General features: G+C 72.3%; 22 protein-coding genes and 2 pseudogenes. 14 read left to right on the top strand and 10 right to left on the bottom strand.

Features of this window, described 5'->3' with window-relative positions; translation table 11 throughout:
* The first annotated feature begins 11 nt into the window (after nucleotides 1-11).
* The 8 genes from sufB to ACQEVU_RS40345 all read left to right on the top strand — a co-directional run bounded on the left by sufB (nucleotide 12) and on the right by ACQEVU_RS40345 (nucleotide 7083).
* On the top strand, nucleotides 12-1418 hold the full coding sequence (gene sufB / locus ACQEVU_RS40380) for a Fe-S cluster assembly protein SufB (RefSeq protein ID WP_433333262.1): 1407 nt from the start codon (nucleotides 12-14) through the stop codon (nucleotides 1416-1418).
* A complete protein-coding gene (gene sufD / locus ACQEVU_RS40375; protein WP_433333260.1) occupies nucleotides 1415-2557 on the top strand; it encodes a Fe-S cluster assembly protein SufD in 1143 nt (380 codons plus the stop codon). The genes sufB and sufD overlap by 4 nt, the downstream gene beginning before the upstream one ends.
* Before the next feature lie 28 nt (nucleotides 2558-2585).
* A complete protein-coding gene (locus tag ACQEVU_RS40370) occupies nucleotides 2586-2912 on the top strand; it encodes a bifunctional 3-phenylpropionate/cinnamic acid dioxygenase ferredoxin subunit (protein WP_433333258.1) in 327 nt (108 codons plus the stop codon).
* Nucleotides 2909-3685 carry a Fe-S cluster assembly ATPase SufC gene (gene sufC / locus ACQEVU_RS40365; RefSeq protein ID WP_433333256.1) on the top strand — a complete coding sequence of 259 codons (777 nt, stop codon included), beginning with the start codon at nucleotides 2909-2911 and terminating at the stop codon, nucleotides 3683-3685. The genes ACQEVU_RS40370 and sufC overlap by 4 nt, the downstream gene beginning before the upstream one ends.
* Before the next feature lie 7 nt (nucleotides 3686-3692).
* The gene (locus tag ACQEVU_RS40360; protein ID WP_433333254.1) at nucleotides 3693-4943 is read left to right on the top strand and encodes a cysteine desulfurase; all 1251 of its coding nucleotides are present in this window, start codon (nucleotides 3693-3695) and stop codon (nucleotides 4941-4943) included.
* Nucleotides 4943-5407 carry a Fe-S cluster assembly sulfur transfer protein SufU gene (gene sufU / locus ACQEVU_RS40355; RefSeq protein ID WP_433333252.1) on the top strand — a complete coding sequence of 155 codons (465 nt, stop codon included), beginning with the start codon at nucleotides 4943-4945 and terminating at the stop codon, nucleotides 5405-5407. The genes ACQEVU_RS40360 and sufU overlap by 1 nt, the downstream gene beginning before the upstream one ends.
* Nucleotides 5404-5730: a metal-sulfur cluster assembly factor gene (locus tag ACQEVU_RS40350; RefSeq protein WP_238011286.1), complete on the top strand. Its 327-nt coding sequence runs from the start codon at nucleotides 5404-5406 to the stop codon at nucleotides 5728-5730. Before sufU ends, ACQEVU_RS40350 begins: the two co-directional genes overlap by 4 nt.
* 711 nt (nucleotides 5731-6441) lie before the next feature.
* Nucleotides 6442-7083: a LysE family transporter gene (locus tag ACQEVU_RS40345; protein ID WP_433333250.1), complete on the top strand. Its 642-nt coding sequence runs from the start codon at nucleotides 6442-6444 to the stop codon at nucleotides 7081-7083.
* 120 nt (nucleotides 7084-7203) lie between these two features.
* On the opposite strand, the pseudogene ACQEVU_RS40340 reads toward ACQEVU_RS40345, so the two are convergent.
* Both ACQEVU_RS40340 and ypfJ read right to left on the bottom strand, forming a co-directional pair.
* A pseudogene (locus ACQEVU_RS40340) lies at nucleotides 7204-7665 on the bottom strand (DNA alkylation repair protein); the annotation flags it as partial.
* An 89-nt stretch (nucleotides 7666-7754) separates the two neighbouring features.
* Complete coding sequence (gene ypfJ / locus ACQEVU_RS40335) at nucleotides 7755-8693, bottom strand: KPN_02809 family neutral zinc metallopeptidase (protein ID WP_433333248.1); 939 nt, start codon at nucleotides 8691-8693, stop codon at nucleotides 7755-7757.
* A gap of 216 nt (nucleotides 8694-8909) precedes the next feature.
* On the opposite strand from ypfJ, the gene ACQEVU_RS40330 reads away from it, so the two are divergent.
* A complete protein-coding gene (locus ACQEVU_RS40330) occupies nucleotides 8910-10508 on the top strand; it encodes an ABC-F family ATP-binding cassette domain-containing protein (protein WP_433333246.1) in 1599 nt (532 codons plus the stop codon).
* A gap of 314 nt (nucleotides 10509-10822) precedes the next feature.
* Here ACQEVU_RS40330 and ACQEVU_RS40325 read toward each other — a convergent pair whose 3' ends face one another.
* Nucleotides 10823-12151: a hypothetical protein gene (locus tag ACQEVU_RS40325; RefSeq protein WP_433333244.1), complete on the bottom strand. Its 1329-nt coding sequence runs from the start codon at nucleotides 12149-12151 to the stop codon at nucleotides 10823-10825.
* 141 nt (nucleotides 12152-12292) lie between these two features.
* On the opposite strand from ACQEVU_RS40325, the gene ACQEVU_RS40320 reads away from it, so the two are divergent.
* From ACQEVU_RS40320 to ACQEVU_RS40310, 3 genes and pseudogenes are all read left to right on the top strand, one after another.
* Complete coding sequence (locus tag ACQEVU_RS40320; protein WP_033359767.1) at nucleotides 12293-12517, top strand: helix-turn-helix domain-containing protein; 225 nt, start codon at nucleotides 12293-12295, stop codon at nucleotides 12515-12517.
* Between the two features lie 65 nt (nucleotides 12518-12582).
* A pseudogene (locus ACQEVU_RS40315) lies at nucleotides 12583-13290 on the top strand (enoyl-CoA hydratase/isomerase family protein); the annotation flags it as partial.
* Between the two features lie 87 nt (nucleotides 13291-13377).
* Nucleotides 13378-15348 carry an ABC transporter ATP-binding protein gene (locus tag ACQEVU_RS40310; protein WP_433333241.1) on the top strand — a complete coding sequence of 657 codons (1971 nt, stop codon included), beginning with the start codon at nucleotides 13378-13380 and terminating at the stop codon, nucleotides 15346-15348.
* A gap of 1481 nt (nucleotides 15349-16829) precedes the next feature.
* Here ACQEVU_RS40310 and ACQEVU_RS40305 read toward each other — a convergent pair.
* From ACQEVU_RS40305 to ACQEVU_RS40280, 6 genes are all read right to left on the bottom strand, one after another.
* Nucleotides 16830-17600, bottom strand: a complete 771-nt coding sequence (locus ACQEVU_RS40305; RefSeq protein WP_433333239.1) for a caspase family protein — start codon at nucleotides 17598-17600, stop codon at nucleotides 16830-16832.
* 120 nt (nucleotides 17601-17720) lie between these two features.
* The gene (locus tag ACQEVU_RS40300; protein WP_433333237.1) at nucleotides 17721-17858 is read right to left on the bottom strand and encodes a hypothetical protein; all 138 of its coding nucleotides are present in this window, start codon (nucleotides 17856-17858) and stop codon (nucleotides 17721-17723) included.
* A gap of 581 nt (nucleotides 17859-18439) precedes the next feature.
* The gene (locus ACQEVU_RS40295; RefSeq protein WP_433333235.1) at nucleotides 18440-18823 is read right to left on the bottom strand and encodes a hypothetical protein; all 384 of its coding nucleotides are present in this window, start codon (nucleotides 18821-18823) and stop codon (nucleotides 18440-18442) included.
* On the bottom strand, nucleotides 18820-19644 hold the full coding sequence (locus ACQEVU_RS40290) for a DUF692 domain-containing protein (protein ID WP_433333233.1): 825 nt from the start codon (nucleotides 19642-19644) through the stop codon (nucleotides 18820-18822). Before ACQEVU_RS40290 ends, ACQEVU_RS40295 begins: the two co-directional genes overlap by 4 nt.
* Nucleotides 19641-20597 (bottom strand): TIGR04222 domain-containing membrane protein, encoded by a 957-nt coding sequence (locus tag ACQEVU_RS40285; RefSeq protein WP_433333231.1) that lies wholly within the window; start codon nucleotides 20595-20597, stop codon nucleotides 19641-19643. Before ACQEVU_RS40285 ends, ACQEVU_RS40290 begins: the two co-directional genes overlap by 4 nt.
* Nucleotides 20598-20669: 72 nt before the next feature.
* A complete protein-coding gene (locus ACQEVU_RS40280; protein WP_433333229.1) occupies nucleotides 20670-21263 on the bottom strand; it encodes a TetR/AcrR family transcriptional regulator in 594 nt (197 codons plus the stop codon).
* Nucleotides 21264-21417: 154 nt separating this feature from the next.
* Between ACQEVU_RS40280 and ACQEVU_RS40275 the strand changes: the two genes are divergently transcribed.
* Together ACQEVU_RS40275 and ACQEVU_RS40270 are read left to right on the top strand one after the other, a co-directional pair.
* Nucleotides 21418-22068 carry an HAD family hydrolase gene (locus ACQEVU_RS40275; RefSeq protein WP_433333227.1) on the top strand — a complete coding sequence of 217 codons (651 nt, stop codon included), beginning with the start codon at nucleotides 21418-21420 and terminating at the stop codon, nucleotides 22066-22068.
* Between the two features lie 137 nt (nucleotides 22069-22205).
* Nucleotides 22206-23114 (top strand): serine protein kinase RIO, encoded by a 909-nt coding sequence (locus ACQEVU_RS40270; protein WP_433333225.1) that lies wholly within the window; start codon nucleotides 22206-22208, stop codon nucleotides 23112-23114.
* Between the two features lie 164 nt (nucleotides 23115-23278).
* On the opposite strand, the gene ACQEVU_RS40265 is transcribed toward ACQEVU_RS40270, so the two are convergent.
* A complete protein-coding gene (locus tag ACQEVU_RS40265) occupies nucleotides 23279-24853 on the bottom strand; it encodes an MFS transporter (protein WP_433333223.1) in 1575 nt (524 codons plus the stop codon).
* Nucleotides 24854-24940 lie beyond the last annotated feature (87 nt).

The raw sequence follows: 24940 nt of genomic DNA, 5'->3' as shown, positions 1-24940 counted from the left end.
AGGATCGTGAGATGACGACTGCCGATCAGCTTGCCGGTCTCGGCCGGTACGAGTACGGCTGGGCCGACTCCGACACCGCGGGGGCCTCGGCGCGCCGAGGGCTCAACGAGGACGTCGTGCGCGACATCTCGGCGAAGAAGTCCGAGCCGCAGTGGATGCTCGACCTGCGGCTGAAGGGCCTGCGCCTGTTCGACCGCAAGCCGATGCCGGCGTGGGGTGCGGATCTGTCGCACATCGACTTCGACAACATCAAGTACTTCGTGCGCTCCACCGAGAAGCAGGCGGCGAGCTGGGACGACCTGCCCGAGGACATCAAGAACACCTACGACAAGCTGGGCATCCCCGAGGCCGAGAAGCAGCGGCTGATCGCGGGCGTGGCCGCGCAGTACGAGTCCGAGGTGGTGTACCACAAGATCCGCGAGGACCTCGAGGAGCAGGGCGTCGTCTTCCTCGACACCGACACCGCGCTCAAGGAGCACGAGGAGCTCTTCAAGGAGTACTTCGGCACCGTGATCCCGGTCGGGGACAACAAGTTCGCCGCCCTCAACACCTCGGTCTGGTCCGGCGGCAGCTTCATCTACGTGCCGAAGGGCGTGCACGTGGAGATCCCGCTGCAGGCGTACTTCCGGATCAACACCGAGAACATGGGCCAGTTCGAGCGGACCCTGATCATCGTCGACGAGGGCGCGTACGTGCACTACGTCGAGGGCTGCACGGCTCCGATCTACTCGTCGGACTCGCTGCACTCCGCGGTCGTCGAGATCGTCGTGAAGAAGAACGCCCGCTGCCGGTACACCACCATCCAGAACTGGTCGACCAACGTCTACAACCTGGTCACCAAGCGCGCCGTGTGCCACGAGGGTGCGACGATGGAGTGGATCGACGGCAACCTCGGCTCCAAGGTCACGATGAAGTACCCGGCGGTCTTCATGACCGGCGAGCACGCCAAGGGCGAGGTCCTCAGCGTCGCGATGGCCGGCGAGGGCCAGCACCAGGACGCCGGCGCCAAGATGGTGCACGCCGCGCCGCACACCTCCTCGACCATCGTGTCGAAGTCGATCGCCCGCGGCGGCGGCCGCACGTCGTACCGCGGACTCGTGCAGGTGCTGGAGGGCTCGCACCACTCGAAGTCCACGGTGAAGTGCGACGCGCTGCTCGTGGACACGATCTCGCGCTCGGACACGTACCCGTACGTCGACATCCGCGAGGACGACGTCTCGATGGGGCACGAGGCGACCGTGTCGAAGATCAGCGACGACCAGCTGTTCTACCTGATGTCGCGCGGCCTCACCGAGGACGAGGCGATGGCCATGATCGTGCGCGGCTTCATCGAGCCGATCGCGAAGGAACTGCCCATGGAGTACGCGTTGGAGCTCAACCGGCTCATCGAGCTGCAGATGGAGGGCGCGGTCGGATGAGCGCACCCGCTCTGGTTCCCCCGAAGACACGGGCGCAGCAGGTGCGCTCGTTCTCCGTGTCGGACTTCCCGGCGCTCACCGGGCGCGAGGAGGAGTGGCGCTTCACGCCACTCAAGCGCCTGCGTGGCCTCGCCACCGCGGAGGTGGGCGCCGGCGCAACCGCGCCCAAGGTCGAGGTCGGCGACCTGCCGGCCGGGGTCACCGTGGCCACGATCGACCGCGGCGACGCCCGGGTCGGCTCGGCACTGACGCCGTTCGACCGGATCAGCGCGCTCGCCGCCGGCTCGGCGGCCGAGGCGCTGCTGATCGCCCTGGCCCCCGAGACCAGGCTCGGGGACGCGGCCTTCGTGCGGCTCGCCGGCACGACCACCGAGATCGCCTTCGGGCACACCGTCGTCGACGTCGGCCGGTTCGCCGAGGGCACGCTCGTGCTCGAGCAGACCGGATCGGTCACCCTCGCGGACAACGTCGAGGTGCTCGTCGGCGACGGCGCCCAGCTGACCCTCGTCACCGTCACCGACTGGGACGCCGACGCCGTACAGGCGCAGCACGTGCGCTTCCGGATCGGGCGCGACGCCAAGGTCACCCACGTGCAGGTGAGCCTCGGCGGCGACCTCGTCCGGCAGTACACCAGCGTCGACTACACCGGCCGCGGCGGCGAGATCGATGCCTACGGGCTGTACTTCGCCGACGCCGGCCAGCATTTCGAGCACCGGCTCCTCGTCGACCACTCGGTGCCGGACTGCCGCAGCTACGTCGCCTACCGCGGCGCGCTGCAGGGCGACGACGCGCACACCGTGTGGGTCGGCGACGTGCTGATCCGGGCCGAGGCGACGGGCACCGACACGTACGAGGTCAACCGGAACCTGGTGCTCACCGACGGCGCCCGCGCCGACTCGGTGCCCAACCTGGAGATCGAGACCGGCGAGGTCGCCGGCGCCGGGCACGCGAGCGCGACCGGCCGCTTCGACGACGAGCAGCTGTTCTACCTCATGTCCCGGGGCATCCCGGACGAGCAGGCCCGCCGGCTCGTCGTGCGCGGCTTCTTCCACGAGCTGCTGGCGAAGATCCCGGTCGAGGAGCTGCGCGACCGCCTCGGCACGGCGATCGAGGCGCGGCTGGAAGAGGCCGGCGCGTGAGCGGGCCGAGCGAAGCGGAGGCGGCGGCGTGATCCGGGTCTGTGCGGCCGCCGAGGTCGCGAAGGGCGAGGCCGTTCAGGTCACGGTCGAGGGGACCGAGATCGCGCTGGTCCACGCCGACGACGACAACTTCTACGCCGTCTACGACGAGTGCTCGCACGCCGCGGTCCCGCTGTCGGAGGGCGAGATTGAGGGCTGCACCCTGGAGTGCTGGCTGCACGGCTCGCGCTTCGACCTGCGCACCGGCGAGCCGACCGGGCTTCCCGCCACCGAGCCGGTTCCGGTGTACCCCGTCGAGGTCCGCGACGGCGACGTCTATATCGATCTGCATCCGAGCAACGGAGTCTTCAAGTGAGCGAACTTTCGATCAGCAACCTGCAGGTCTCGGTCAAGCTGCCCGACGGTGAGCTCAAGCCGATCCTCGCCGGGGTCGACCTGACCGTCCGGGCGGGGGAGACCCACGCCATCATGGGGCCCAACGGCTCCGGCAAGTCCACGCTGGCGTACTCGATCGCGGGCCACCCGCGGTACCAGGTCACCGGCGGCGCGGTGACCCTCGACGGCCAGGACGTCCTCGCGATGAGCGTCGACGAGCGCGCCCGCGCCGGGCTCTTCCTCGCCATGCAGTACCCCGTGGAGGTCCCCGGCGTCTCGGTGACCAACTTCCTGCGCACCGCGAAGACGGCCATCGACGGGGTGGCGCCGAAGGTGCGCACGTGGGGCGGCGAGCTGCGCGGCGCGATGGAGAAGCTGCAGATGGACCCGGAGTTCGCCCACCGCAACGTCAACGAGGGCTTCTCCGGCGGCGAGAAGAAGCGCCACGAGATCATGCAGCTGGAGCTGCTCCGGCCGAAGATCGCGGTGCTCGACGAGACCGACTCGGGCCTTGACATCGACGCGCTGCGCATCGTGAGCGAGGGCGTCAACCGGGTCCGCGAGCAGGGCGACACCGGGCTGCTGCTCATCACGCACTACACGCGCATCCTGCGGTACATCAAGCCCGACTACGTCCACGTGTTCGTCGGTGGCCGGATCGTGGAAGAGGGCGGGCCCGAGCTCGCCGAGTCGCTCGAGACCACCGGGTACGAGCGCTACCAGGCCGGCGCCGGCGCGGCCCACATCGCATAGGGGTTCAATGTTGAACGCATTCGACGTCGAGGCCGTCCGCAAGGACTTCCCCATCCTGGACCGGCAGATCAACGGCAACCCGCTGGTCTACCTGGACTCGGGGAACACCTCGCAGAAACCGCGCCAGGTGATCGACGCGGTGCGTGAGCACTACGAGCGGCACAACGCGAACGTCGCCCGTTCGGTGCACACCCTGGGTACCGAATCCACGGAGGCCTTCGAGGGGGCCCGCGAGAAGGTCGCGGGCTTCATCGGCGCGCCCACCGCGGCCGAGATCGTCTTCACGAAGAACTCGACCGAGGCGATCAACCTGGTCGCCCACGCGTTCACCGCCGTGGCCGACGACCCGCGCCTGCGCCTCGGCCCCGGCGACGAGATCGTCGTGACCGAGATGGAGCACCACTCCAACATCGTGCCGTGGCAGCTGCTCTGCCAGCGCACCGGCGCGACCCTGCGGTGGTTCGGCATGACCGACGAGGGCCGGCTCGACCTGTCGAACATCGACGAGCTGATCAACCCGCGCACGAAGCTCGTCGCGTTCGTGCACTACTCCAACATCCTCGGCACGATCAACCCGGTCGAGACGATCGTCGCGAAGGCCCGCGAGGCCGGCGCGCTCGTGCTGCTCGACGGCTCGCAGTCGGTGCCGCACGTGCCGGTCGACGTCGCCGCGCTCGGCGCCGACTTCGTCGCCTTCACCGGCCACAAGATGCTCGGCCCGACCGGCATCGGCGCGCTGTGGGGCCGCTTCGAGCTGCTCGACGCGATGCCCCCGTTCCTCGGCGGCGGCTCGATGATCGAGACGGTGTCGATGACCGGCACGACATTCATGCCGCCGCCGGCCCGCTTCGAGGCCGGCACCCCGCCGATCGCCCAGGCCGTCGGCCTCGGCGCGGCCGTCGACTACCTCGGCGCCCTGGGCATGGACAACGTCATGGCGCACGAGAAGGTCATCACCGCCTACGCGCTGGACGCCCTGCAGTCGGTGCCCGGCGTGCGCATCATCGGCCCGACGTCCACTGTGGACCGCGGCGCGACGATCTCGTTCACCGTCGAGGGTGTGCACCCGCACGACGTCGGCCAGATCCTGGACGACGAGGGCGTGCAGGTGCGCGTCGGCCACCACTGCGCCCGCCCGACCTGCGTGCGCTTCGGCGTGCCGGCGACGACCCGCGCGTCGTTCTACCTGTACACGACCACCGACGAGATCGACGCCCTGATCCGGGGCATCGAGCGGGTCCGGAAGGTCTTCGCCTGATGAAGCTCGATCAGCTGTACCAGGAGATCATCCTGGACCACTACAAGCGCCCGCACGGCCGCGGCCTGCGCGAGCCCTACGACGCCGAGGCCCACCACGTCAACCCGACGTGCGGCGACGAGGTGACGCTGCGCGTGTCGCTCAAGGCCGGCACCGTCGCCGACGTCTCGTACGAGGGCATGGGCTGCTCGATCAGCCAGGCGTCGGCGAGCGTGCTGTACGACCTGCTGAAGGGCGCCGCGATCGAGGACACCCTGCGCCGCCACGAGGCCTTCGCCGAGCTCATGGGCGGCCGCGGCGAGGTCGAGCCGGACGAGGCGGTGCTGGAGGACGCGGTCGCGTTCGCCGGCGTGGCGAAGTACCCGGCCCGCGTGAAGTGCGCGCTGCTGCCGTGGATGGCCTACAAGGACGCGCTGGCCCGGGCCGGCGCCGCTGTTGCACCTGTTGCTGAGGAGACCCCATGACCGCGGTTCTGGCCGACATCGAAGAGGCGATGAAGGACGTCGTCGACCCCGAGCTGGGCATCAACGTCGTCGACCTCGGCCTCGTGTACGGCATCCACGTCGACGAGGAGAACGTCGCCACGCTCGACATGACTCTGACGTCGGCCGCGTGCCCGCTCACGGACGTGATCGAGGACCAGGCCCGGCAGGCCCTGTGCACCGGCCCGGGCGGCGGCCTGGTGTCGGACATCCGCATCAACTGGGTCTGGCTGCCGCCGTGGGGCCCGGACAAGATCACCGACGAGGGGCGCGACCAGCTGCGCGCGCTGGGCTTCAACGTCTGACCTCGCGCTCGTCGCCTCGGGCCCGGCCCCGCGTGCGCGCGGGCGCCGGGCTTTCGGCTTGCCCGGGTCTTCGGCTTGCGCCGGGCCCTTGGCCTGCGCGGGTCTTCGGCTTGCGCGGGCTTCGGCTTGCGCGCCGGGCCCTTGGCTCGCGCGGGGCTTCGGGCAGCGCAGGCGGGTTCGGTCGGCGCCGGGACTTCGGGTTGCGCTGAACCCGCGCGCGGATGTCCGTGCAAACCCGCTTCGACCTGAGCGGCTGTCCGTGCAAACCCGCTTCGGCCCGAGCGGCTGCCGGTGCAAACCCGCTTCGGCTCGAGCGGCTGTCCGTGCAAACCCGCTTTGGCCCGAGCGGCTGCCGGTGCAAACCCGCTTCGGCTCGAGCGGCTGTCCGTGCAAACCGCCTAAACCCGATAAGTCGGGCACTCCGTGCCACGACTTATCGGACTTATCGCCCAGCGCGACATAAATGCGGATATGTCGTGGCGCGAAGCGCCCGACATATCAATGACCGGCGCACGCCGAAGGGCCGCGCAGCGGCGGCCCGCAGCAGCCAGAGCCGACGGCGTAAATCGTTGGCGCTGGCAGCGGCGCGGCGGGCATCATCGCCGGCATGAGTCGTCTCCGGATGTTGCCGCTGCCTGAATCCCTCGCCTCCGGCGAAGGGGTCAAGCGACAGGCCGGCATCCCGACGGAGGCGAGCCGCAAGCAGCAGGCGTGAGCGCCGGGTTCGGCGAGGTGGTCGTGAGCGGCCTCCTCGCCGGGTACGGGGTTGCCGTGCCCGTCGGCGCCATCGGCGCGCTCATCGCCACCCTCGCCGCGCGGACGTCCTGGAAGGTCGGGGCCGCGGCCGCGCTCGGCGTGGCCACCGCGGACGGGATCTACGCCGTCGTGGCCGTGCTCGGCGGGGCGGCGCTCGCCGGGGTCATCGCGCCGATCTCCGGGGTCCTGCGGTGGGTCGCCGCCGTCGTGCTGCTGGCCCTCGCGGTGAAGACCGGAGGGGACGCGCTGCGGCATCGACGGGAAGGGGCCACCGCGCGCAAGGCGGACGGGCGGATGGGGCGGCCGCTGGGCGCGTACCTGACGCTGCTCGGGCTCACGCTGCTCAATCCGGCCACCATCGTGTACTTCGGGGCGCTCGTCCTGGGCCGCCGGGCCGACGACGGGCTGTCCGCGGGCGGCGAGACGCTCTGGGTGCTGGCCGCGTTCGTCGCCTCGGCCAGCTGGCAGCTCGTGCTCGCGGGGAGCGGGTCGCTGCTCGGGCGGCTCCTGACAGGCCCGCGCGGGCGGCTGTGGACCGCGCTCGCATCCAGCGCCGTGATCGCGGTGCTGGCGATCCTGCTGGTGCTGCCGCGCTAGAGGTTCTTCAGGGCCTCGCGGACCGACAGCGGGGACAGGCCGGGGTGCGTGGCCACGAAGGCGCACCGCGGCCGGGTCGGTCTTCGCGTGCTCGCGCAGGGCCCAGCCGATCGCCTTGCGGATGAAGAAGTCGCGCTCGGCGGACCAGGCCTCGCAATAGCGGGCCAGACGAGCAAAATCGGTGCCGCCACGGTACCGCAACTGCTGCAGGATCGCCGTCCGCACCAGCCACAGGTCGGTGCCGGGGGCCGTCCACGCGTCCATTGTGGACACGACGGCCGGGTGGGCGGCGACCAGCGGGCCGACGGTGTGGGCGGCCAGGGTGTCGACCGTGTCCCACCACGGCTTCGTGGTGATGAGCGTGCGCAGCACCGGGATCGCCGCCGGTGTGAGCCGCTTGGCGTCGCGGCGCAGCAGGTCGCAGGCGAAGTACTGGTACTCGCGCTCCGGCAGCGCCCAGCACGCCAGCGCGATCTCGCACAGCGAGGACTCGGTGAACACCGGCGCGCCGCGCAGGACCTCGCGGTTCAGCGCGCGGCGCGGGGTGCTCGGGATGCCGAGGAACTCGAAGCGGTCCCGCATGTACGCGCGCATCGGCGCGGCCTGCCCGGGGTCGGCGGCCGCGCCGTACACGTCCTGCAGGCGTGCGACGACGTCCACGCCGTCCGAGACTAGAGGGTGCTCGCGTGGAAGGTGTCGCACTGGCGGGGGTCGCCGGTGTTGAAGCCCTGCAGGAACCACTTCTTGCGCTGGGCCGACGTGCCGTGGGTGAAGGCGTCGGGGTTGACGCGGCCGCCGGCCTTCTTCTGGATCGTGTCGTCGCCGATGGACTCGGCGGCCTGGACGGCCTCGGCCACGTCCTGCTCGGTGATCGACTTGAACAGCGCGTCGCCCTGCGGGTCCTTCGTCTCCGTGGCGTGGTTCGCCCACGTGCCGGCGTAGCAGTCGGCCTGCAGCTCCAGGCGCACCGAGGCCGAGTTCGCGCCCTGCTGCGCCTGGGCGTTGGTGCCGAGGAGGTTCTGGATGTGGTGGCCGTACTCGTGGGCGAGCACGTACGGCGCGGCGAACTCGCCCGTGGCGCCGAACCGGCTCGACAGCTCGTTGTAGAAGGTCAGGTCGATGTACACCTGGCTGTCCGCGGGGCAGTAGAAGGGGCCGACGCCGGAGTCGGCGGCGCCGCAGCCGGTGTTCACCCGGTTGCTGAAGAAGACGGTCTTGGCCGGCGTGTACTGCTTGCCGAACGCGGCCGGCATCTCGGTCTTCCAGTAGGCCTGCACCGAGTTGATGTACAGCACGTTGCGGCAGTCCGCGTTCTTGAAGCGGTCCTTGTTCGACTTGTCGCACTGCTGGTTGATGTTGGTGTTGTCGCCCTGGCCGCTGTTGCCCCCGCCGCCGCCCAGCATGCCGCGGCCGAAGTAGCCGCCGCACACCACGATGGCGAGGATGACGATCGTGATCAGGCAGCCGACCTTGCCGCCGCCGATGGGGATCGGGAGGCCGCCCAGGCCGCCGAAGCCGCCGCCACCGCCGCCGCCGAATCCGCCACCGCCGGACCCGCGCTGGTCACTGACCTGGCTGGTGTCGAGATCGGCATCGTCGTTGAACTCCATGGCACACCTCAAGGTCGGGGGTTGTATCGATCTGGCTGAACCTCAGGAGATATGGCGCCAGGTACCCATTGATCTTGTGACGTAATCGTGTGGCGGGGCGAGCGGGGTCGCACGGTAGAATAGCGGCCGTGATCACGCAGAGGGAGTGACCCGAGGCTGTGCGCCCGGAGTCTGTCCTTTTTCCGTCCCTTCTGCTTTCGAGAGCGAGTTCCTCCTGTGATCACGGCAAACGGCCTTGAGCTGCGCGCGGGCGCGCGCATCCTGCTCAGCGACATCAACCTGCGCGTGCAGCCCGGTGACCGCATCGGTCTCGTCGGGCGCAACGGCGCCGGCAAGACCACCACCCTCAAGGTGCTCGCCGGCGAGGGCACCCCGCACGCCGGGCAGGTCGACCGGCGCGGCCCGGTCGGGTACCTGCCGCAGGACCCGCGCACCGGCGACCTCGAGGTGACCGCCCGCGACCGTGTCCTGTCCGCGCGCGGCCTCGACACCATCTACGCCGAGATGAAGGCGCTCGAGCACCGCCTCGGCGACGACGAGAAGCTCATCCGCCGCTACGGGCAGCTCGAGGACCAGTTCGCCGGGCTGGGCGGCTACGCGGCCGAGGCCGAGGCCGCCCGCATCTGCGCCAACCTGGGCCTGCCCGACCGGGTGCTGGGCCAGACGATCGGCACCATGTCCGGCGGTCAGCGCCGGCGCATCGAGCTGGCCCGGATCCTGTTCCGCGACGCGAGCGCCACCGGCGGCGGCATCCTGCTGCTCGACGAGCCGACCAACCACCTCGACGCCGACTCGATCTCGTGGCTGCGCGGCTTCCTGTCCAGCCACAAGGGCGGGCTCGTGGTCATCTCCCACGACGTCGAGTTGCTCGACGCGATCGTCAACAAGGTGTGGTACCTCGACGCCAACCGTTCGACCATCGACTTCTACAACGTGGGCTGGAAGCTGTACCAGCAGCAGCGCGAGACCGACGAGAAGCGCCGGCGCCGCGAGCGGGCCAACGCCGAGAAGAAGGCCGGCGCGCTGATGGCGCAGGCCGACAAGATGCGGGCCAAGGCGACCAAGACCGTCGCCGCGCAGAACATGGCCCGCCGGGCCGAGCGCATGCTGGACGGCCTCGAGGAGGTCCGCGCCGCCGACAAGGTCGCCAAGGTGCGCTTCCCCGAGCCGCAGTCGTGCGGCAAGACGCCGCTGACGGCGCGCGGGCTGTCGAAGTCGTACGGTTCGCTCGAGATCTTCATGGACGTCAACGTCGCCGTCGACCGCGGCTCCCGGGTGGCCATCCTGGGCCTCAACGGCGCCGGCAAGACGACGCTGCTGCGGATGCTCGCGGGCGAGCTCGAGCCGGACACCGGCGAGGTGACGCCCGGCCACGGCCTTCGCCGGGGGTACTACGCCCAGGAGCACGAGCAGCTCGAAGTGGACCGCACGATCCTGCAGATCATGCGCTCGGCCGCGCCGGAGCAGAACGACACCGAGCTGCGCAAGATCCTCGGCGCGTTCCTGTTCACCGGCGACGACGTCGACAAGCCGGCCGGGGTGCTCTCCGGCGGCGAGAAGACCCGGCTGGCGCTGGCCACCCTGGTCTGCTCGGGCGCCAACGTGCTGCTGCTCGACGAGCCGACCAACAACCTCGACCCGGTGTCGCGGGAGCAGGTGCTGGACGCGATCGCGCGGTACCCCGGCGCCATCGTGCTCGTCACCCACGACCCGGGCGCGGTGCAGGCCCTCAAGCCGGATCGCGCGATCCTGCTCCCGGACGGCGTCGAGGACGCGTGGAGCGACGACCTGCTGGAGCTCGTCGAGCTGGCCTGAGCTGAAAGCGTTGCCTGGCGCTCGCTTCGCTCGGGCGCGGGCGGGGGGTTCCCACCCCGCGGCCCCCATGGCCGCTGCGCGGCCACTTTTGCTGCGCTTCAGGCCCCTGGCGTCCACTCGCGGTCTCTTGTCGCGCTCCGCGCAGGGGCTGGGGTTGCTTGTCGCGCTTCGCGGCCCTGGCGTCCGCTCGGGGGCGGGCGGGGGCGCCGCCCTCCATGGCGGCTGCGCGGCCGCGGTGTTCTTGTCACGACGGACGTCGGGATTCCTCGCGGGAGGAACGTTCCCCTGGTTGCACGGACCCGAGCCATGTGCTTCTACCAGGGTGTGATCAGCACGCCCTCGACGATCACCGCGACGACGGCACCCAGGCCGGCGAGCAGGAGCGGCGCGGGCGGCGGGTCGCCGGCCGGGCGTTCCGGCGCGACCGCGGCGACCGTGAGCCAGGGGAAGAACGGCAGCCAGGCGTGCTCGACGCCGCCCCGCGCGAGGCCGGCGGCGATCGAGAACACCACGGCGGCGCCGGCGCCGGCCAGGAACGGCCACATCGCCGTGTTGCGGACCTTGCGGGCGCTGGCGTAGAGCGGCGGGCCGGCCGCCAGGAACAGCACCACGACGCTGATCGCGCTCCACCACAGCACCGAGCGGTACGGCGCGACGCGGCTGGCGTAGTCCGTCTCCGCCGCAACCAGGCCGTCCGCCCAGCCGAAGCCGAGCAGCTGCGCGCCCAGGACCGGCAGGAGCGCGCCGAAGCCGCTCAGGACGTTGAGCGAGGCGCGGCGGCGGGCGAAGTACACGCAGACGAGGGACAGGCCCAGCCACGGCGCGGAGTAGGAGAACAGCGACGCCAGGCCGACCAGCAGGCCGGCCAGGACGCCCCAGCCGCTCGACGCCCAGCCGCGCACCCGGCGGCGGCTCGCGCGCAGGCCGGAGACGATCGCCGCGGCGCCCAGCACGGCCACCAGGCCGTCGAGGCTGACCGCCGTCCAGATGGCGTAAGGGGCCAGTACGAGCACCGGAAGGTACCGCCGGGCGGCCTCCTCGCCGACCGAGTCGCGCACCGCGGCAAGCACGAGCGGAATCGTCAGCACCGATACCGCGGTGATCAGGAAACCGAGGACAATGTGGTCGGTGACGCCGATTCGTTGCAGCGCCCACAAAAAGAGCACGGGGCCCGGCGGATGGCCGCGGGAGGCTACCGAGTGGTACGAAGGGTCGGCCGTGAAATGTCTGAGGTATGTCAGTGGTTCGGCACCCACCTGGCTTACGTCGCCCAGATATTCCTCGGGGGACCCGAGGGCTTTCGTAAGGCCCGACCAGCCATCGACAAGCGCCAAAGCAATAGCCCACGCGAGGCCGGCCGCGTACCCGAATAGCTGAATTTCGGGCCACCTCACCCGGGTGAACCGGCCCGCCGCGGCCAGCCAGAGCACCGCGGCGGCCACGGCGGGCGCCAGGATCGTGCCCGCGCCGATCCTGATCTTGTACCTGCCGAGGAAGGGGGCGCTGGCGGTGCCCAGACGGGCGTCCAGCTGCACCGCAACGGCGGCGAGCAGCAGGCCGCCGAGCGCGATCAGCAGCCAACAGAGCGCATCGCGGCGCTCACGGTGCGCACCTGAGGATGGGTCGGCGGGCGGTTCGCTCATCACGGCGCATCACGGTATCGGGTAGGCGACAATGCTCTGCGTGTCGGTTGGCGTCCCGTCGATATCTAGCGCATGATCGTTCGAGGCGGTCTAATAGGTGGGACCGCACCAACCGCTCTGTCTGGGACGTGAGGGATCAGCATGGCAGCCACCGCCACCACCAGCACCGAGAAGGGTCGCCGGATCGTCGGCGCCGAAAGGCAGACGCTGGCGAAGGACCTCGTGAAGCGGTACACCAACGGTGAGAGTATCCGCGCACTCGCCGCTTCCACCGGCCGTTCCTATGGATTCGTGCACCGGGTGCTGACCGAATCCGGCGTTCAGCTTCGTCAGCGTGGCGGCGCTCGGCGCCGCAAGAAGGCGTGAGCGCCAACTCCTCCTCGGCAAGCGCCGATCCCGATTCGGGAGAGGCGCGATTCGACCTCGACGGGCCGGTCGCGACGGTGACGTTGTGCCGGCCCCAGGTCCTCAACGCCATGACTCCCGCGCTCTGGGCCGACCTGCGCGACTTCGGGCGGACACTGCCGGGTGACGTGCGCGTCGTGATCGTGCGCGGCGAGGGCCGCGCGTTCTCGGCCGGCCTCGATCGCAACGCCGCCGCGCAGAACCTCGGCGCCCTGGTCGCGGCGCCGGACGGCGACGCGCAGATCGCCACGTTCCAGGAGGCCTTCGCCTGGCTGCGGCGGCCGTCGCTGATCTCCATCGCCGCCGTGCAGGGCCATGCCATCGGCGGCGGGTTCCAGCTCGCCCTGGCCTGCGACTTCCGCGTCGCCGCCGAGGACGTCTCGTTCAGCATGGCCGAGATCAAGCTCGGCCTCGTGCCCGACCTCGGCGGGACCAAGCGCCTCGTCGAGCTGGTCGGCTACGCCAAGGCCCTCGAGCTGTGCGTCACCGGGCGGCGCGTGCAGGCCGCCGAGGCGGCCCAGATCGGCCTGGCCAATGTGGTGGTACCGCGGGAGGAGCTCGACGCCGCCGCCCGCGACCTCGCCGCCGCCGTCCTCGAGGGCCCGCGCGACGCCGTGATCGAGATCAAGGCGCTCATCGCGCAGGCCGCGGGGCGCACGTTCGGCGAGCAGGAGGCCGCCGAGCGGGCCGCCCAGCTTCGCCGCATCGCCGATCTCGCCGGGCGCGGGGAGTAGGCGGGAAGCTCCGGAGCCCGCAAAAAGTTGTCGTACCTGCCGGGCACAATCAGGCTCGGCAGGTTCCTCTTGTTGCGGGGTGGTGGCATGTCTTCGCCGATGAGCGGCATGGCGGGCTGGGAGACGCTGCGCGCCCTGCGCAAGGCCGACGAGCTCGCCGGCAAACGGCTCGGGCGGGACACCACCCGGCGGATCATGCGCTTCGCCCGGCCCTACCGGCGCGACATCGCCGTCTTCCTCGTCACCGTCGTGCTCGGCGCGGCCATCGGCGTCGCCACCCCCTACCTCGCCGGCGACGTCGTCAACAAGATCAATGCCGGCGGGCCGGACGCCGGGACGGCCGTCGTGCGCATCGCGCTGCTCATCGGCGGCCTCGCCGTCGTCGACGCGCTGCTGTCGCTCGTTCAGCGGTGGTATTCCGCCCGCATCGGCGAGGGGATCATCCTGGCGCTGCGCCGGCTGGTGTACGACCACGTGCAGCGCATGCCGCTGCAGTTCTTCACCCGCACGCAGACCGGCGCGCTGGTCAGCCGGCTCAACAACGACGTGCAGGGCGCCCAGCGGGCGTTCACGTCGACGCTGTCGGGCGTCGTGAGCAACGTCATCCAGCTGGTGCTCACGGCCGCCGTCATGCTCACCCTGTCCTGGCAGATCACGCTGCTGTCGCTGGTCATGCTGCCGCTGTTCATCCTGCCGGCCCGCCGGGTCGGGCGGCGGCTGGCGGCGATCACGCGGGAGGCCTACCAGCTCGACGCGAAGATGAACGCCACCATGACCGAGCGCTTCGGCGTCGCCGGCGCGCTGCTCGTCAAGCTGTTCGGCCGGCCCGACGACGAGGCCGCCCGCTTCGCCGAGCGCGCCGGCCGGGTGCGCGACATCGGCATCCAGACCGCGATGTTCAGCCGCGTCTTCTTCGTGAGCATGCTGCTCGTGGCGTCGCTGGCGCAGGCCCTGACCTACGGGCTGGGCGGCTGGCTCGCCGTGCACGGCCAAATCACGGCCGGCACGGTGGTGACGCTGGCGCTGCTGCTCACCCGGCTGTACGGGCCGCTGACCGCCCTGTCCAACGTCCGCGTCGACGTGATGAGCGCCCTCGTCAGCTTCGAGCGCGTCTTCGAGGTGCTCGACCTCGCCCCGTCGATCGCCGAGCGCCCCGACGCCCGCGAGCTGCCGCCCGGCGCCGCGCGGGTCGAGTTCCGCGACGTGCACTTCCGCTACCCGAGCGCCGCCGAGGTCTCCCTGGCCTCGCTCGAGGACGTCGCCGGCCTGGACCGCACGGTCACCGAGGAGGTCCTGCGCGGCGTCACGTTCACGGTCGAGCCCGGCCAGATGGTCGCCCTCGTCGGCCCGTCCGGCGCCGGCAAGTCCACGACCGCGATGCTGCTCCCGCGCGTCTACGACGCGACGTCGGGCGCCGTCCTCGTCGACGGCGTCGACGTGCGCGACGCGACCCTGCAGTCGCTGCGCGACACCATCGGCGTCGTCACGCAGGACTCCCACCTGTTCCACGAGACCATTGCCGAAAACCTGCGGTACGCCAGGCCCGGCGCCACCGACGAGGAGCTCTGGACGGCCCTGCGCCGCGCCCAGGTCGGCGAGCTGGTCGAGTCGCTGCCCGACGGCCTCGACACCGTCGTCGGCGAGCGCGGCTACCGCTTCTCGGGCGGCGAGAAGCAGCGCATCGCCATCGCCCGCCTGCTGCTCAAGGCTCCGTCGATCGTCATCCTGGACGAGGCCACCGCCCACCTGGACTCGGAGTCCGAGGCCGCCGTGCAGCGCGCGCTGTCCGAGGCCCTGTCCGGCCGGACGGCCCTGGTCATCGCCCACCGCCTGTCGACCATCCGCGACGCCGACCAGATCCTGGTCGTCGACGCCGGCCGCATCGTCGAGCGCGGCACCCACGAGACCCTGGTCGCCGCGGCCGGCCTGTACGCGGAGCTGTACCGGACCCAGTTCGCCGTGGTCGACTCACCCCTGCCCGGCTCCCCACTGCCCGACTCACCCCTGCCCGACTCACCGCTGCCCCACTCGACGATCCCCCCGGTCCCGACGCCCTAGCCCCCGCCCACGCGGCTCACCCTGCGGCGCTCCTCCGCCCGCGCGCGCTTCACGCTGCCGCGCTCCTCCGCCCGCGCGCGCTTCACGCTGCCGCGCTTCTCCGCTCGCGCGGCTCACGGGTCCGCGCTTCTCCGCCCGCGTGGCTCGCGGGCGGCGCCTGTCCGGCCCGCGCGGCTCACGGGTCCGCGGTCCTTCGCCCGCGTGGCTCGCGGGCGGCGCTTGTCCGCCCGCGCGGCTCACGGGTCCGCGGTCCTTCGCCCGCGCGGCTCGCGGGCGGCGCTTGTCCGCCCGCGCGGCTCACGGGTCCGCGGTCCTTCGCCCGCGTGGCTCGCGGGCGGCGCTTGTCCGGCCCGCGCGGCTCACGGGTCCGCGGTCCTTCGCCCGCGTGGCTCGCGGGCGGCGCTTGTCCGCCCGCGCGGCTCACGGGTCCGCGGTCCTTCGCCCGCGTGGCTCGCGGGCGGCGCTTGTCCGCCCGCGCGGCTCACGGGTCCACGGTCCTTCGCCCGCGTGGCTCGCGGGCGGCGCTTGTCCGCCCGCGCGGCTCACGGGTCCACGGTCCTTCGCCCGCGCGGCTCACGGGCGGCGCTTGTCCGCCCGCGCGGCTCACGCGGCCGTGCTCCTCCGCGCTCCGCTCAAGGCGCGGCCGGTCGCCGTGCCGGACGCGGTGGCCTGGCCTTGGGTGGGAGGCGGCTGTGTGGGGCGTCATGTCCGCGGTGCCGCGCGCCGCTTACGTGGCCGCGCTCCCGGCGCGCTCCGCTCAAGGCCGGGCCGATCGCCGTCCCGGACGAGGTGACCTGGCCTTGGGCGGGAGACGGCCGGCGCCGCCGGCCGGAATCGGGCCGCGTTCCCGTTGCGGCGCGGGCCGCGCGGTGTCCCGTGCGCTGTGCTCACGAGCCAGCTGTTCGCCGTCCAAGTCGCTGGCCGGCGGGCGCGCCGATCACCGCTTTTCTGCCGCTCGACCATCCGCGGCGCCGACCCGACCTCGGCGGTCGACGCCGACCACATCGTCGAGCGCGGCACCCATGTCGCATGAGCGATCTGGCCGATCCCGACGACGGGACGCCGCCCGCGGCGCGGGCGACGCTCCGACGGCGTGCTCCCCGTCGCCGCCGGACCGCCCCGCGATGCCCCTCGCGCTGCCGGTAGCCGTCGGCCGTGGACTGTGCCGCGGCCGCGTTTCGGGCAACTGCGTCGCGCCCGGCGCTGTGCCGTGCCGCGAGAGCCGCCGCGGCACACTGGGCCGCCCCGCGCTGCCGGTAGCCGTCGGCCGTGGACTGTGCCGCGGCCGCGTCTCGGGCAACTGCGTCGCGCCCGGCGCTGTGCCGTGCCGCGAGAGCCGCCGCGGCAGACCAGACCGCCCCGCGCTACCGGTCACGTCGGCCGTGGCACGGCACTCCTGCCCTCCGGGCGCGCCGCTGCAGGTTTTGAGGGGGTCCGGGTGGAGCGGAGCTCCACCGGCGCGAGCGTAGCGAGCTAGAAACTCAGCACAAGACGGGCCAGGAGCGCTGGGGGGTTGTGGCCTGCAGGGACGGGGTCTGCGGGTAGTCCTGGCTCGGGAGGTGGGTGCGAATGGCGTGGAGCCAGTCGCGGTACGTGGACTCCGGCGGGAGCGACGCGAGCGACGTCAGGGCCACGTACGTGAAGGCGCCGTTGGGGCGGCCGTCGAACTCGGCGTCGAAGGAGTACTCCGTGTCGCGGCAGCCGGACAGGAGCAGGGCCGTCGAGCGTGGGGTGCGCGGGGAACGCGGGGACGCGGTCAAGGCGGCGCGCAGGCGCTGGGGCGGGGTCAGGAACGTCGAGGGCGGCAGGAAGCGGGTCCGGGCGGGGTGGTTCAGGCGGGTCAGGGTGCCCGAGTGGCAGGAGTCCGAGATCAGGATCGTGCGGACGCCGGGGGCGGCCTGGGCGAACAGCTCGTGCAGCTCGTCGTCGAGCAGGGGGCCGTTCTCGGCGATGTCGTGCGGGCACAGGGCCTCGTCGCGGTGGTCGGGCTCGTCGCCGTCGGTGTCGGGGACCCAGGTGCCGTGGCCGGAGTACGTGATGACGACCGTGTCGCCCGCGGTGGCGCGGGTCAGCAGGTCCTGGATGCCGGCCCGGATGGCGGCGCCCGTCGCGGCGTCGTCCAGCAGGCGGGTGGTGTCGAAGCCGCGGGCCATCAGGGCGGCGGCCCAGTCGTCGGCGTCGTTGCGGCAGCCGGCGAGGTCGTTCTCGGTGCCGGGATAGTCGTTGATCCCGATGCACAGTGCGAGTTTCATCGTTCCCCCGTGGGATCGAAATGGACCTTACGCATCCATGGCGTCACCGACGGTGGGAGCGGTTCGGGCGGTGGGCGCCGGCGATCGGCGCTCACCGCTCAAACGCACAAATCGGACCGGTCAGGGGGCGGGCTGGGCCGGCGGGGCCGGCGACGGGGTGGCCGGGCCGGGGGCGCAGCGCTTGCACGGGGGTACGGGGTCGACGAGCTTCGCCACGCGGCGCAACTCGGCGAGGAGGGTCTCGTCGTCGGGTTCCATGTCGCTCACGGTCTCCCGCGCCGGGCGCGGCATGGGCGTGGAAGAACAGTGGAATCTGCTGGCATCGAAGTCTCCGTCCCCGCGTGGGCGCTGCGGCGCCGTTGCTTCAGAAGAGGGCGGAGCGGAAGTTCCTGATACGACGAGTGCAAGATCGTTCGGATGCTGTCGTTCGGGGCCGGTCGGATAGCGCGCGTCGTGCCGCCGCCGATGGGGGCATCGGCGCCGGTCACGGGCGCCCCGGCAGGGGAGAGCGGGAACGCCGCCCCGCGGCCGGACCCCCGCCGGTCAGCCATCCGACGCAGCGGCGGCGCGGCGCGGGCGACCGGGCGACGGCGAGCGCGCGGCCGGCCACGCGCCGCGGAGGCCGTCGCCGAGCGCGCGCGGCGGCGCTGCGGGGCCGGGCGGCGGCCCGGCACGAGGAACCGGGCGGCGTCCGTGCAGGGCGCGCGACGCTGCCGTGCGGGCACACCGCGCGGGCCGGGCTGCCAGTGCCGTGTCCACGAACCTTCGCCGGGTCCGCGACACGACGGGGTCAGCGCTGACCGCGGCCCGCAACCCGGTCAACGTCGGCGGTCACCGCGCTAGCGGCGGAAGCGGGACAGCAGGCCGCGGCGCTTCGGGGCGGGTGCGGAGCGGCCGTCGTACGTGAAGTCGCGCTCGCGGTCGGCCAGCTCCTCCCGGGCCAGGGGCGGGAGCGTGTCGCCGGCGCAGCGGGCGAAGTCCCAGCCGTCGCGCAGGGAGCCGTTCGGCGGGCGGCCGGCGGCCCACGCGGAGAACGTCGGGACCCAGGCGTCGCCGTAGGAGGCGGCCAGGAACGGCCAGCGGTGGGCCACCTCGCCCGCGCGTTTGCGGCGCAGGGCGGAGATTGTCGCGAGTACCGCGGCGGAGTTGAAACCCTCGGGAACGTCCGCGCCGGCGACGAGCGCGGCGACCAGGGCCTCCTGCTGGGCGGCCAGGTCGCTCACGTGATCGCCGGCCAGCCCGCCGCGGCGGCGATCGCGTCCAGCTCCGTGGTCAGGGCGGCGGCCGGCGGGTAGTCGCCGTCGCGCTCGAGCATCAGGGCGGGCGGGGTGGTGCGGGCGCAGAGCTCCTTGACCAGGGCCAGGACCTCCGGCGGGGTCGGGTCGGTGTGCGTGTCGTGGTAGAAGCCGCCGGCCTCGTTGCCGCCGGCGACGTGCACGTACGCGATGCGTTCGAGGGGCAGCTCGTCGAGCAGGGCCGTGGGGGACTCGCCGCGGTTGCGGGCGTTGGCGTACACGTTGGCGATGTCGAGCAGCAGCCCGCACCCGGTGCGGTCGAGGATCTCCGTGAGGAACTGCGCCTCGGTGAGCTGCGCGCCGGGCCAGTCGAACAGCGCGGCGATCGGCTCGAGCGCCAGGGGGACGCCGCCCAGCGCGGCCTGCGTACGCCGGACGTTGGCCACGATCGCGTCGACGGCCTCGCCGGTGCGGGGGACCGGCAGCAGGTGCCCGGCCTCCATCCCGCCCGCCCGCACGAACGCGATGTGCTCGCTGACCAGCGGGGCGCCGAGCAGCTCGGCGCACCGGGCCAGGTGGGCGGCGCGGGCGTCGTCGACCGGCTCGGCGCCGCCGAGGGAGAGCTTGACGCCGTGCGGCACCACGCAGACCCCGCGCCCGACGAGCTCGGCGAGCCCGTCGGGCAGGGGCGCGTGGGTGTGCAGCGACTCGGCGACGACCTCGGTGAAGCGCAGGCCGGGCAGGCCGGCCACGTAGCCGGCGATCTCGGGGCGCCAGCCGATGCCGACGCCGTACGCCGGGGCGGTCATCCGCCGCACCCGCCTCCGCCGCAGCTGGAGCCGCCGCCGCACGAGGAACTGCTGGAGCAGCTCGAGCTGCTCGAGCAGCTGCTGGAGGAGGACGAGCAGCCGCTCGACGACGATCCGCTGCTGCTGTCGTAGGAGCTGCCGCCGGTGGTGGCCAGGTTGCGGCTCAGCGCGGCCTGCTGCGCGAACGCCGGGTCGGCGCTCCACAGCGCGCCGACGCCGAACAGCCCGACGCTCAGCGCCGCGCCCTGCGGGCCGTAGGTGGACCAGGACGGCTTCTGGCTCGGGGCCAGGTGGCGCGCCTCGCGCCGCATCTTGCTCAGGACGCGGACGCCGGCGCGCGACACCCGCCGCGTGGACAGCAGCGAGAACGCGATGACGGTGACCGGGACGAGCAGCAGGATCAGGTAGGCGACCGGCTTGCCGGCGGAGACGCCGGCGACCAGGCGGGCGACGCCGATGGCGACGACCGCGAAGACCACCAGCGCGCCCATCCGCATCCCGCGGCGGGCGCCGGCGTCGAGGATCCAGCCGTCGCGGGCCAGTTCGGCCTCCGTGCGGTCGAGCACCTCCCGCACGCTGTGGTGGGTCAGCACGCCGGTGGTGCTGATGCCGTTGCGGGTGACCGCGTGGACGGCCCGGTCAAGCTCGGAGGCGCCCGTCGGCGGCGGCGCGGCCTGGCGCAGCTTGCCGCCCTTGTCGGACTCGACGGAGCCGGCGGCGCGCAGCGCGGCGAGGGAGCTGTAGACGGCGAGGCGGCGATCCCCGTTGATCAGCGCGGCCTGGGTGGCGGTGAGGTCGCGAGCGGTGCGCAGGGACGGGCCGGCCGTGTAGGCGCGGCGCCAGATGAGCACACCGACGATCGCTACGGCGGCGAGGCCGGCGTACAGCCACAGGAACTGCGGGCCCGGGATGCCCCAGGTGTCGCCCGGTCCCGCCACGATCGATGTCGTCATGCGCTCAGTGTGGGTGCGGGGGTCCAGCGCGGCGTGTCACCGGTCGGACACTTGAGAAAACCTTGCCGGCCGTTATTTCCGGCGTACGGCCGCCTCGACGAGGTCCAGCACGGCCGCGAGATCCTTCTGGGGCCGCCCCTCGGCCAGGTGCAGGACCAGGCCGTCGTACGCCAGCTCGAGGAACTGCGCCAGGATGCCGATCGGCACGTCGGCGCGCAGCACGCCCGCCTCGAGCTGGCGCTGGAGGCGCTCGCGGGTGGCCTCGGCGACCGCCTCGGAGCGGGCCGCCCAGCGGGTGGCGAACTCGGGGTCGGTGCGCAGCCGCCGGGAGACCTCGAGCTGGCTGCCGAGCCAGCCGGTGACGACGGGCTCGCCGCGGCCGGGCCCGGCGTCGGAGGCGGCGCTGAGCAGGTCGCGCATGACCTGCACGAGGCCGTGCTGGGCGACGGTCGCTACCATGGTCGCGGCGTCGTCCTCGGCGACGGCCAGGAAGAGCGAGTCCTTGTCGCGGAAGTGGTGGAAGATCGCGCCCCGGGACAGGCCGATCTCCTCCTCGAGGCGGCGGACCGTGGCGCCCTCGTAGCCGTGGCGGGCGAAACAGGTCCGGGCGCCGGTGAGGATCTCCTTCCGGCGCGCGTCGAGCTGGTCCTGGCTCACCCTGGGCACACCTCGATTATGCAAGCCGTACATACGGTTTGCATACGGGGGCGTTTCAGGCAGGTTTCTTGCCGGTCTTTGGCCCCGGTTTGCGGGGGTTTGCCGAGTCCTCATCGAACATGAGGATCTGTTCGATATCAATCTGGTCACCTATCCTGCCCGCGTGCCCCTGTTGTTGCTCAGCCTGGACGACACCCTGCTGGACAGGGCCGGGGCGTTCCGCGCGTGGGCGAGCGAGTTTCTCGAGCGCATCGGCGCGCCCGAGTACGACCTCGAGTGGCTGCTGTCGGTCGACGCCGACGGCATGGGCTCGGCCTGGGACGTCGCCGACGGGCTGCGCGAGCGCTACGGGCTGCGGTCCAGCTCGCTGGACCTGGTGGAGGAGATCCGCCGGGCGATCATGGAGCGGATGCGGCTGGATCCGCTGACCGCGTGCGCCCTCGCCATCGCCGAGGACTCCGGCTGGGTGCCGGTGGTCGTGACCAACGGCGAGTCGCGGCTGCAGGAGGAGAAGCTTCGCAAGACCGGGCTGGACCGGTACCTCGCCGACTGGGTCATCTCGGAGGAGGCCGGGGTCCGCAAGCCCAACCCGCGCATCTTCGCCATCGCCGCGGAGCGCGCGCGGATGCGGCTGGGCGGCGCGTGGCTCATCGGCGACAGCCCGGAGGCCGACATCGGCGGCGCGGACGCGGCCGGGGTGCGCAGCGTCTGGCTGCACCGGGGCCGCCGCTGGAGCGAGCGGCGCTACGCGCCGACGAGGACCGCCGACGGCGTGATCGCCGCGATCGCCGAGGTCATGGCCTCGCGCTGGTAATTGGGTTGCGTCTTTCCCGCCGGTACTGCATGGTGGCGGGAACTTCGAGTCGAAAGGGGGCTGGTTCGCATGGCTGCCGTCACGGCGCGCTTCCGCATGCTCACGTTCCTTCCCTTTCTGACTCAGGAGACCTCGCGTTGCGCGACCACAACTTCGTACCATCCGGAAAACTCGGAACATCACGCCGTCGCTTCGACGACGACGACCCGACCTTTCTGAAGCGCCTCTCCCACGACTTCGACACGCCGTGGGACGTGGCCGACGACGACTCGGCCGAGGCGGACTGGAGCAGCTGGGATGCGCCCGGCGTGCTGCACGGGCCCGAGCCGCGGCCCGACTGGGTGATCACCGAGGCCGCCGCCCGCGACCTCGACCGCGGCGTGCTCAAGACCGGCAAGGAGGCCGACGTCCACCTCGTGGAGCGCTCGGTCCCGGACACCGGGCGGCGGGCGCTGCTCGCGGCCAAGCGGTACCGGGCGGCCGAGCACCGGCTGTTCCACCGCGACGCCGGCTATCTCGAGGGGCGCCGCGTCCGGGCGTCCCGCGTCACCCGGGCGATGGAGAGCCGCACCGCCTTCGGGCGGGAGGCGATCGCCGGCCAGTGGGCGGCGGCGGAGTTCGGCGCGCTCGGGCAGCTGTGGGCGCTCGGGGTGGCCGTGCCGTACCCGGTGCAGCTGCTCGGCACCGAACTGATGCTCGAGTTCATCGGCGACCCGGACGGCACCGCGGCGCCGCGCCTGGCCCAGACCCGCCCGGACCGGGCCGGGCTCGAGCACCTGTGGTGGCAGCTCGTCGACGCGCTGCGCATCCTGGCCCGCTCGGGCCTGGCGCACGGGGACCTGTCGCCGTACAACCTGCTGGTCCACGGCGATCGGCTGGTCCTCATCGACCTGCCGCAGGTCGTCGACGTGGTGATCAACCCGGGCGGCGCGGACTTCCTGGCCCGCGACGTCACGAACGTGGCCCGGTGGTTCACCGGCAAGGGCCTGGCCGTCGACCCGGAACCCCTCATCGTCGAGCTGCTGCACGACGCCGGGGTGCGCTGATCGAAGGTGCCGCGGCCCGCCCGGTTTCGTGGCCGGGCGGGCCGCGGCGCTGCCGCCGGGGAGGGTGTGCCGGCGGCCGCAACCAGGGGTGGAACGTCAGATCATGGAGACCGTCAGCCCATGTGGACGGTCAGCCCATGTGGACCGTCAGCCCATGTGGACGGTCAGCCCATGTGGACGGCGGCGCCGTCGGCCGGTACGTCCCGCTTCGACGCGCGGACGAACACGAACACGACCACCGCGGCCACCGCCAGCAGCGCCGAACCCCACCAGAACGCCGTCACGTAGCCGTGGACCATCGACTCGGCGCGCAGCAGGTCCATGGCCTTCGGGTCGGGGGTGCGGGGCAGGTGGTCGCGGCCGTACGCCGTCGCCGCCGTGATGGCCACCGTGTTCAGCAGGGCGGTGCCGAGGGAGCCGCCGACCTGCTGGCTCGCGTTCACCACCGCGCTCGCCGCGCCCGCGTCGTGCTCGTCCACGCCGACCAGGGCGATGTTGCCCAGCGGCACGAACGTGCAGCCCAGGCCGAAGCCGAGGATGAGCAGGGCGGGCAGGACGGTGGTGGCGTAGGAGGTGTCGACGCCGATGCGGGTCATCAGGATCATGCCGATCGCCGCGACCACGCCGCCGAAGGCCATGATCGGCTTCGGGCCCAGGCGGGGGAGCAGGGCGCTGGCGATGCCGGCCGCGGTCACCACGCCGACGCTGACCGGCAGGGAGTGCACGCCGGACTTGATCGGGGAGTAGCCGAGGACCAGCTGGAAGTACAGGCTCACGAAGAAGATCGCGCCGATGAAGCCGGCGCCGATCAGGGTCGAGGCCAGGTAGGCGCCGCCGCGGGTGCGCTGCAGCAGGATGCGCATCGGCAGCAGCGGGTTGCGGATGCGCGCCTCGACGACGACGAACAGCGCGAGCAGGACCAGCGCCACGCCGACGAAGCCGAGCGTGACGGGGGAGGTCCAGCCGTACTTGAGCTGCATCTGCGCGTCGGTCTCGCCGGCCTTGGTGAAGCCGTAGACGAGCAGGCTGAGGCCCAGGGTGGCCAGGATCGCCCCGGGGATGTCGTACTTCGTGTTGCCGTGCGCCCGGCTCTCCGGCACGACCGGCAGCGCCAGGGCGATGGCGATCACGGCCACCGGAATGTTGACCAGCAGGCACCAGCGCCAGTTCGCGTACTCGGTGAGCACGCCGCCCAGCACCAGGCCGAGGGCCGCGCCGCCGCCGGCGATGGCGCCGTAGACGCCGAAGGCCCGGGCGCGCTCCTTCGGGTCGACGAACAGCACGCTGAGCAGCGCCAGGGAGGCCGGGGCGAGCAGCGCGCCGAAGACGCCCTGCAGGCCGCGGGCCAGGAACAGCGAGGTGTCGTCCCAGGCGCCGCCGCCCAGCGCCGAGGCGAGGGCGAAGCCGATGATGCCGACGACGAACGTGCGCTTGCGGCCCCAGTAGTCGGCGATGCGGCCGCCGAGTAGCAGCAGGCCGCCGAACGTCAGCGTGTAGGCGGTGACCACCCACTGCTGGTTGGCGTCGCTGATGCCGAGGTCGGCCTTGGCGTGCGGCAGCGCCACGTTGACCACGGTCGCGTCCAGCACGACCATGAGCTGGGCGGCCGCGATGATGGCCAGCGCGAACCAGCGCCGGGGGTAGGCGTGCAGGGGCGTGGAGACGGCGCTGGGCGCGCCGGCCTCGTGGGCGCCGCGGGCCCCCGCCTCGTGCCTGCCCCCGGTGGAGACGTGACTCATGGTGGCTCCCTCCGTGAGACGGACCCGTCAGGTCCATTGAAGGTGTAGCCCCGCTACGTCTCGCGGATTCGGCCAGGTTCCTTTCTT

Origin of the sequence: Dactylosporangium sp. CA-139066 (assembly GCF_050936175.1) — a bacterium.
Lineage (GTDB): Bacteria > Actinomycetota > Actinomycetes > Mycobacteriales > Micromonosporaceae > Dactylosporangium.
Note: the sequence above shows the minus strand (reverse complement) of the source record. Positions and strands in the feature narration are given on the sequence as shown.

Excerpts from the sequence above, each read along its gene's own strand:
- sufB (WP_433333262.1), top strand. The coding sequence starts at position 12 with ATGACGACTGCCGATCAGCTTGCCGGTCTCGGCCGGTACGAGTACGGC.
- sufD (WP_433333260.1), top strand. The coding sequence starts at position 1,415 with ATGAGCGCACCCGCTCTGGTTCCCCCGAAGACACGGGCGCAGCAGGTG.
- ACQEVU_RS40360 (WP_433333254.1), top strand. The coding sequence starts at position 3,693 with ATGTTGAACGCATTCGACGTCGAGGCCGTCCGCAAGGACTTCCCCATC.
- sufU (WP_433333252.1), top strand. The coding sequence starts at position 4,943 with ATGAAGCTCGATCAGCTGTACCAGGAGATCATCCTGGACCACTACAAG.
- ACQEVU_RS40350 (WP_238011286.1), top strand. The coding sequence starts at position 5,404 with ATGACCGCGGTTCTGGCCGACATCGAAGAGGCGATGAAGGACGTCGTC.
- ypfJ (WP_433333248.1), bottom strand. The coding sequence starts at position 8,693 with ATGGAGTTCAACGACGATGCCGATCTCGACACCAGCCAGGTCAGTGAC.
- ACQEVU_RS40325 (WP_433333244.1), bottom strand. The coding sequence starts at position 12,151 with ATGAGCGAACCGCCCGCCGACCCATCCTCAGGTGCGCACCGTGAGCGC.
- ACQEVU_RS40320 (WP_033359767.1), top strand. The coding sequence starts at position 12,293 with ATGGCAGCCACCGCCACCACCAGCACCGAGAAGGGTCGCCGGATCGTC.
- ACQEVU_RS40310 (WP_433333241.1), top strand. The coding sequence starts at position 13,378 with ATGTCTTCGCCGATGAGCGGCATGGCGGGCTGGGAGACGCTGCGCGCC.
- ACQEVU_RS40305 (WP_433333239.1), bottom strand. The coding sequence starts at position 17,600 with ATGAAACTCGCACTGTGCATCGGGATCAACGACTATCCCGGCACCGAG.
- ACQEVU_RS40300 (WP_433333237.1), bottom strand. The coding sequence starts at position 17,858 with ATGGAACCCGACGACGAGACCCTCCTCGCCGAGTTGCGCCGCGTGGCG.
- ACQEVU_RS40290 (WP_433333233.1), bottom strand. The coding sequence starts at position 19,644 with ATGACCGCCCCGGCGTACGGCGTCGGCATCGGCTGGCGCCCCGAGATC.
- ACQEVU_RS40285 (WP_433333231.1), bottom strand. The coding sequence starts at position 20,597 with ATGACGACATCGATCGTGGCGGGACCGGGCGACACCTGGGGCATCCCG.
- ACQEVU_RS40265 (WP_433333223.1), bottom strand. The coding sequence starts at position 24,853 with ATGAGTCACGTCTCCACCGGGGGCAGGCACGAGGCGGGGGCCCGCGGC.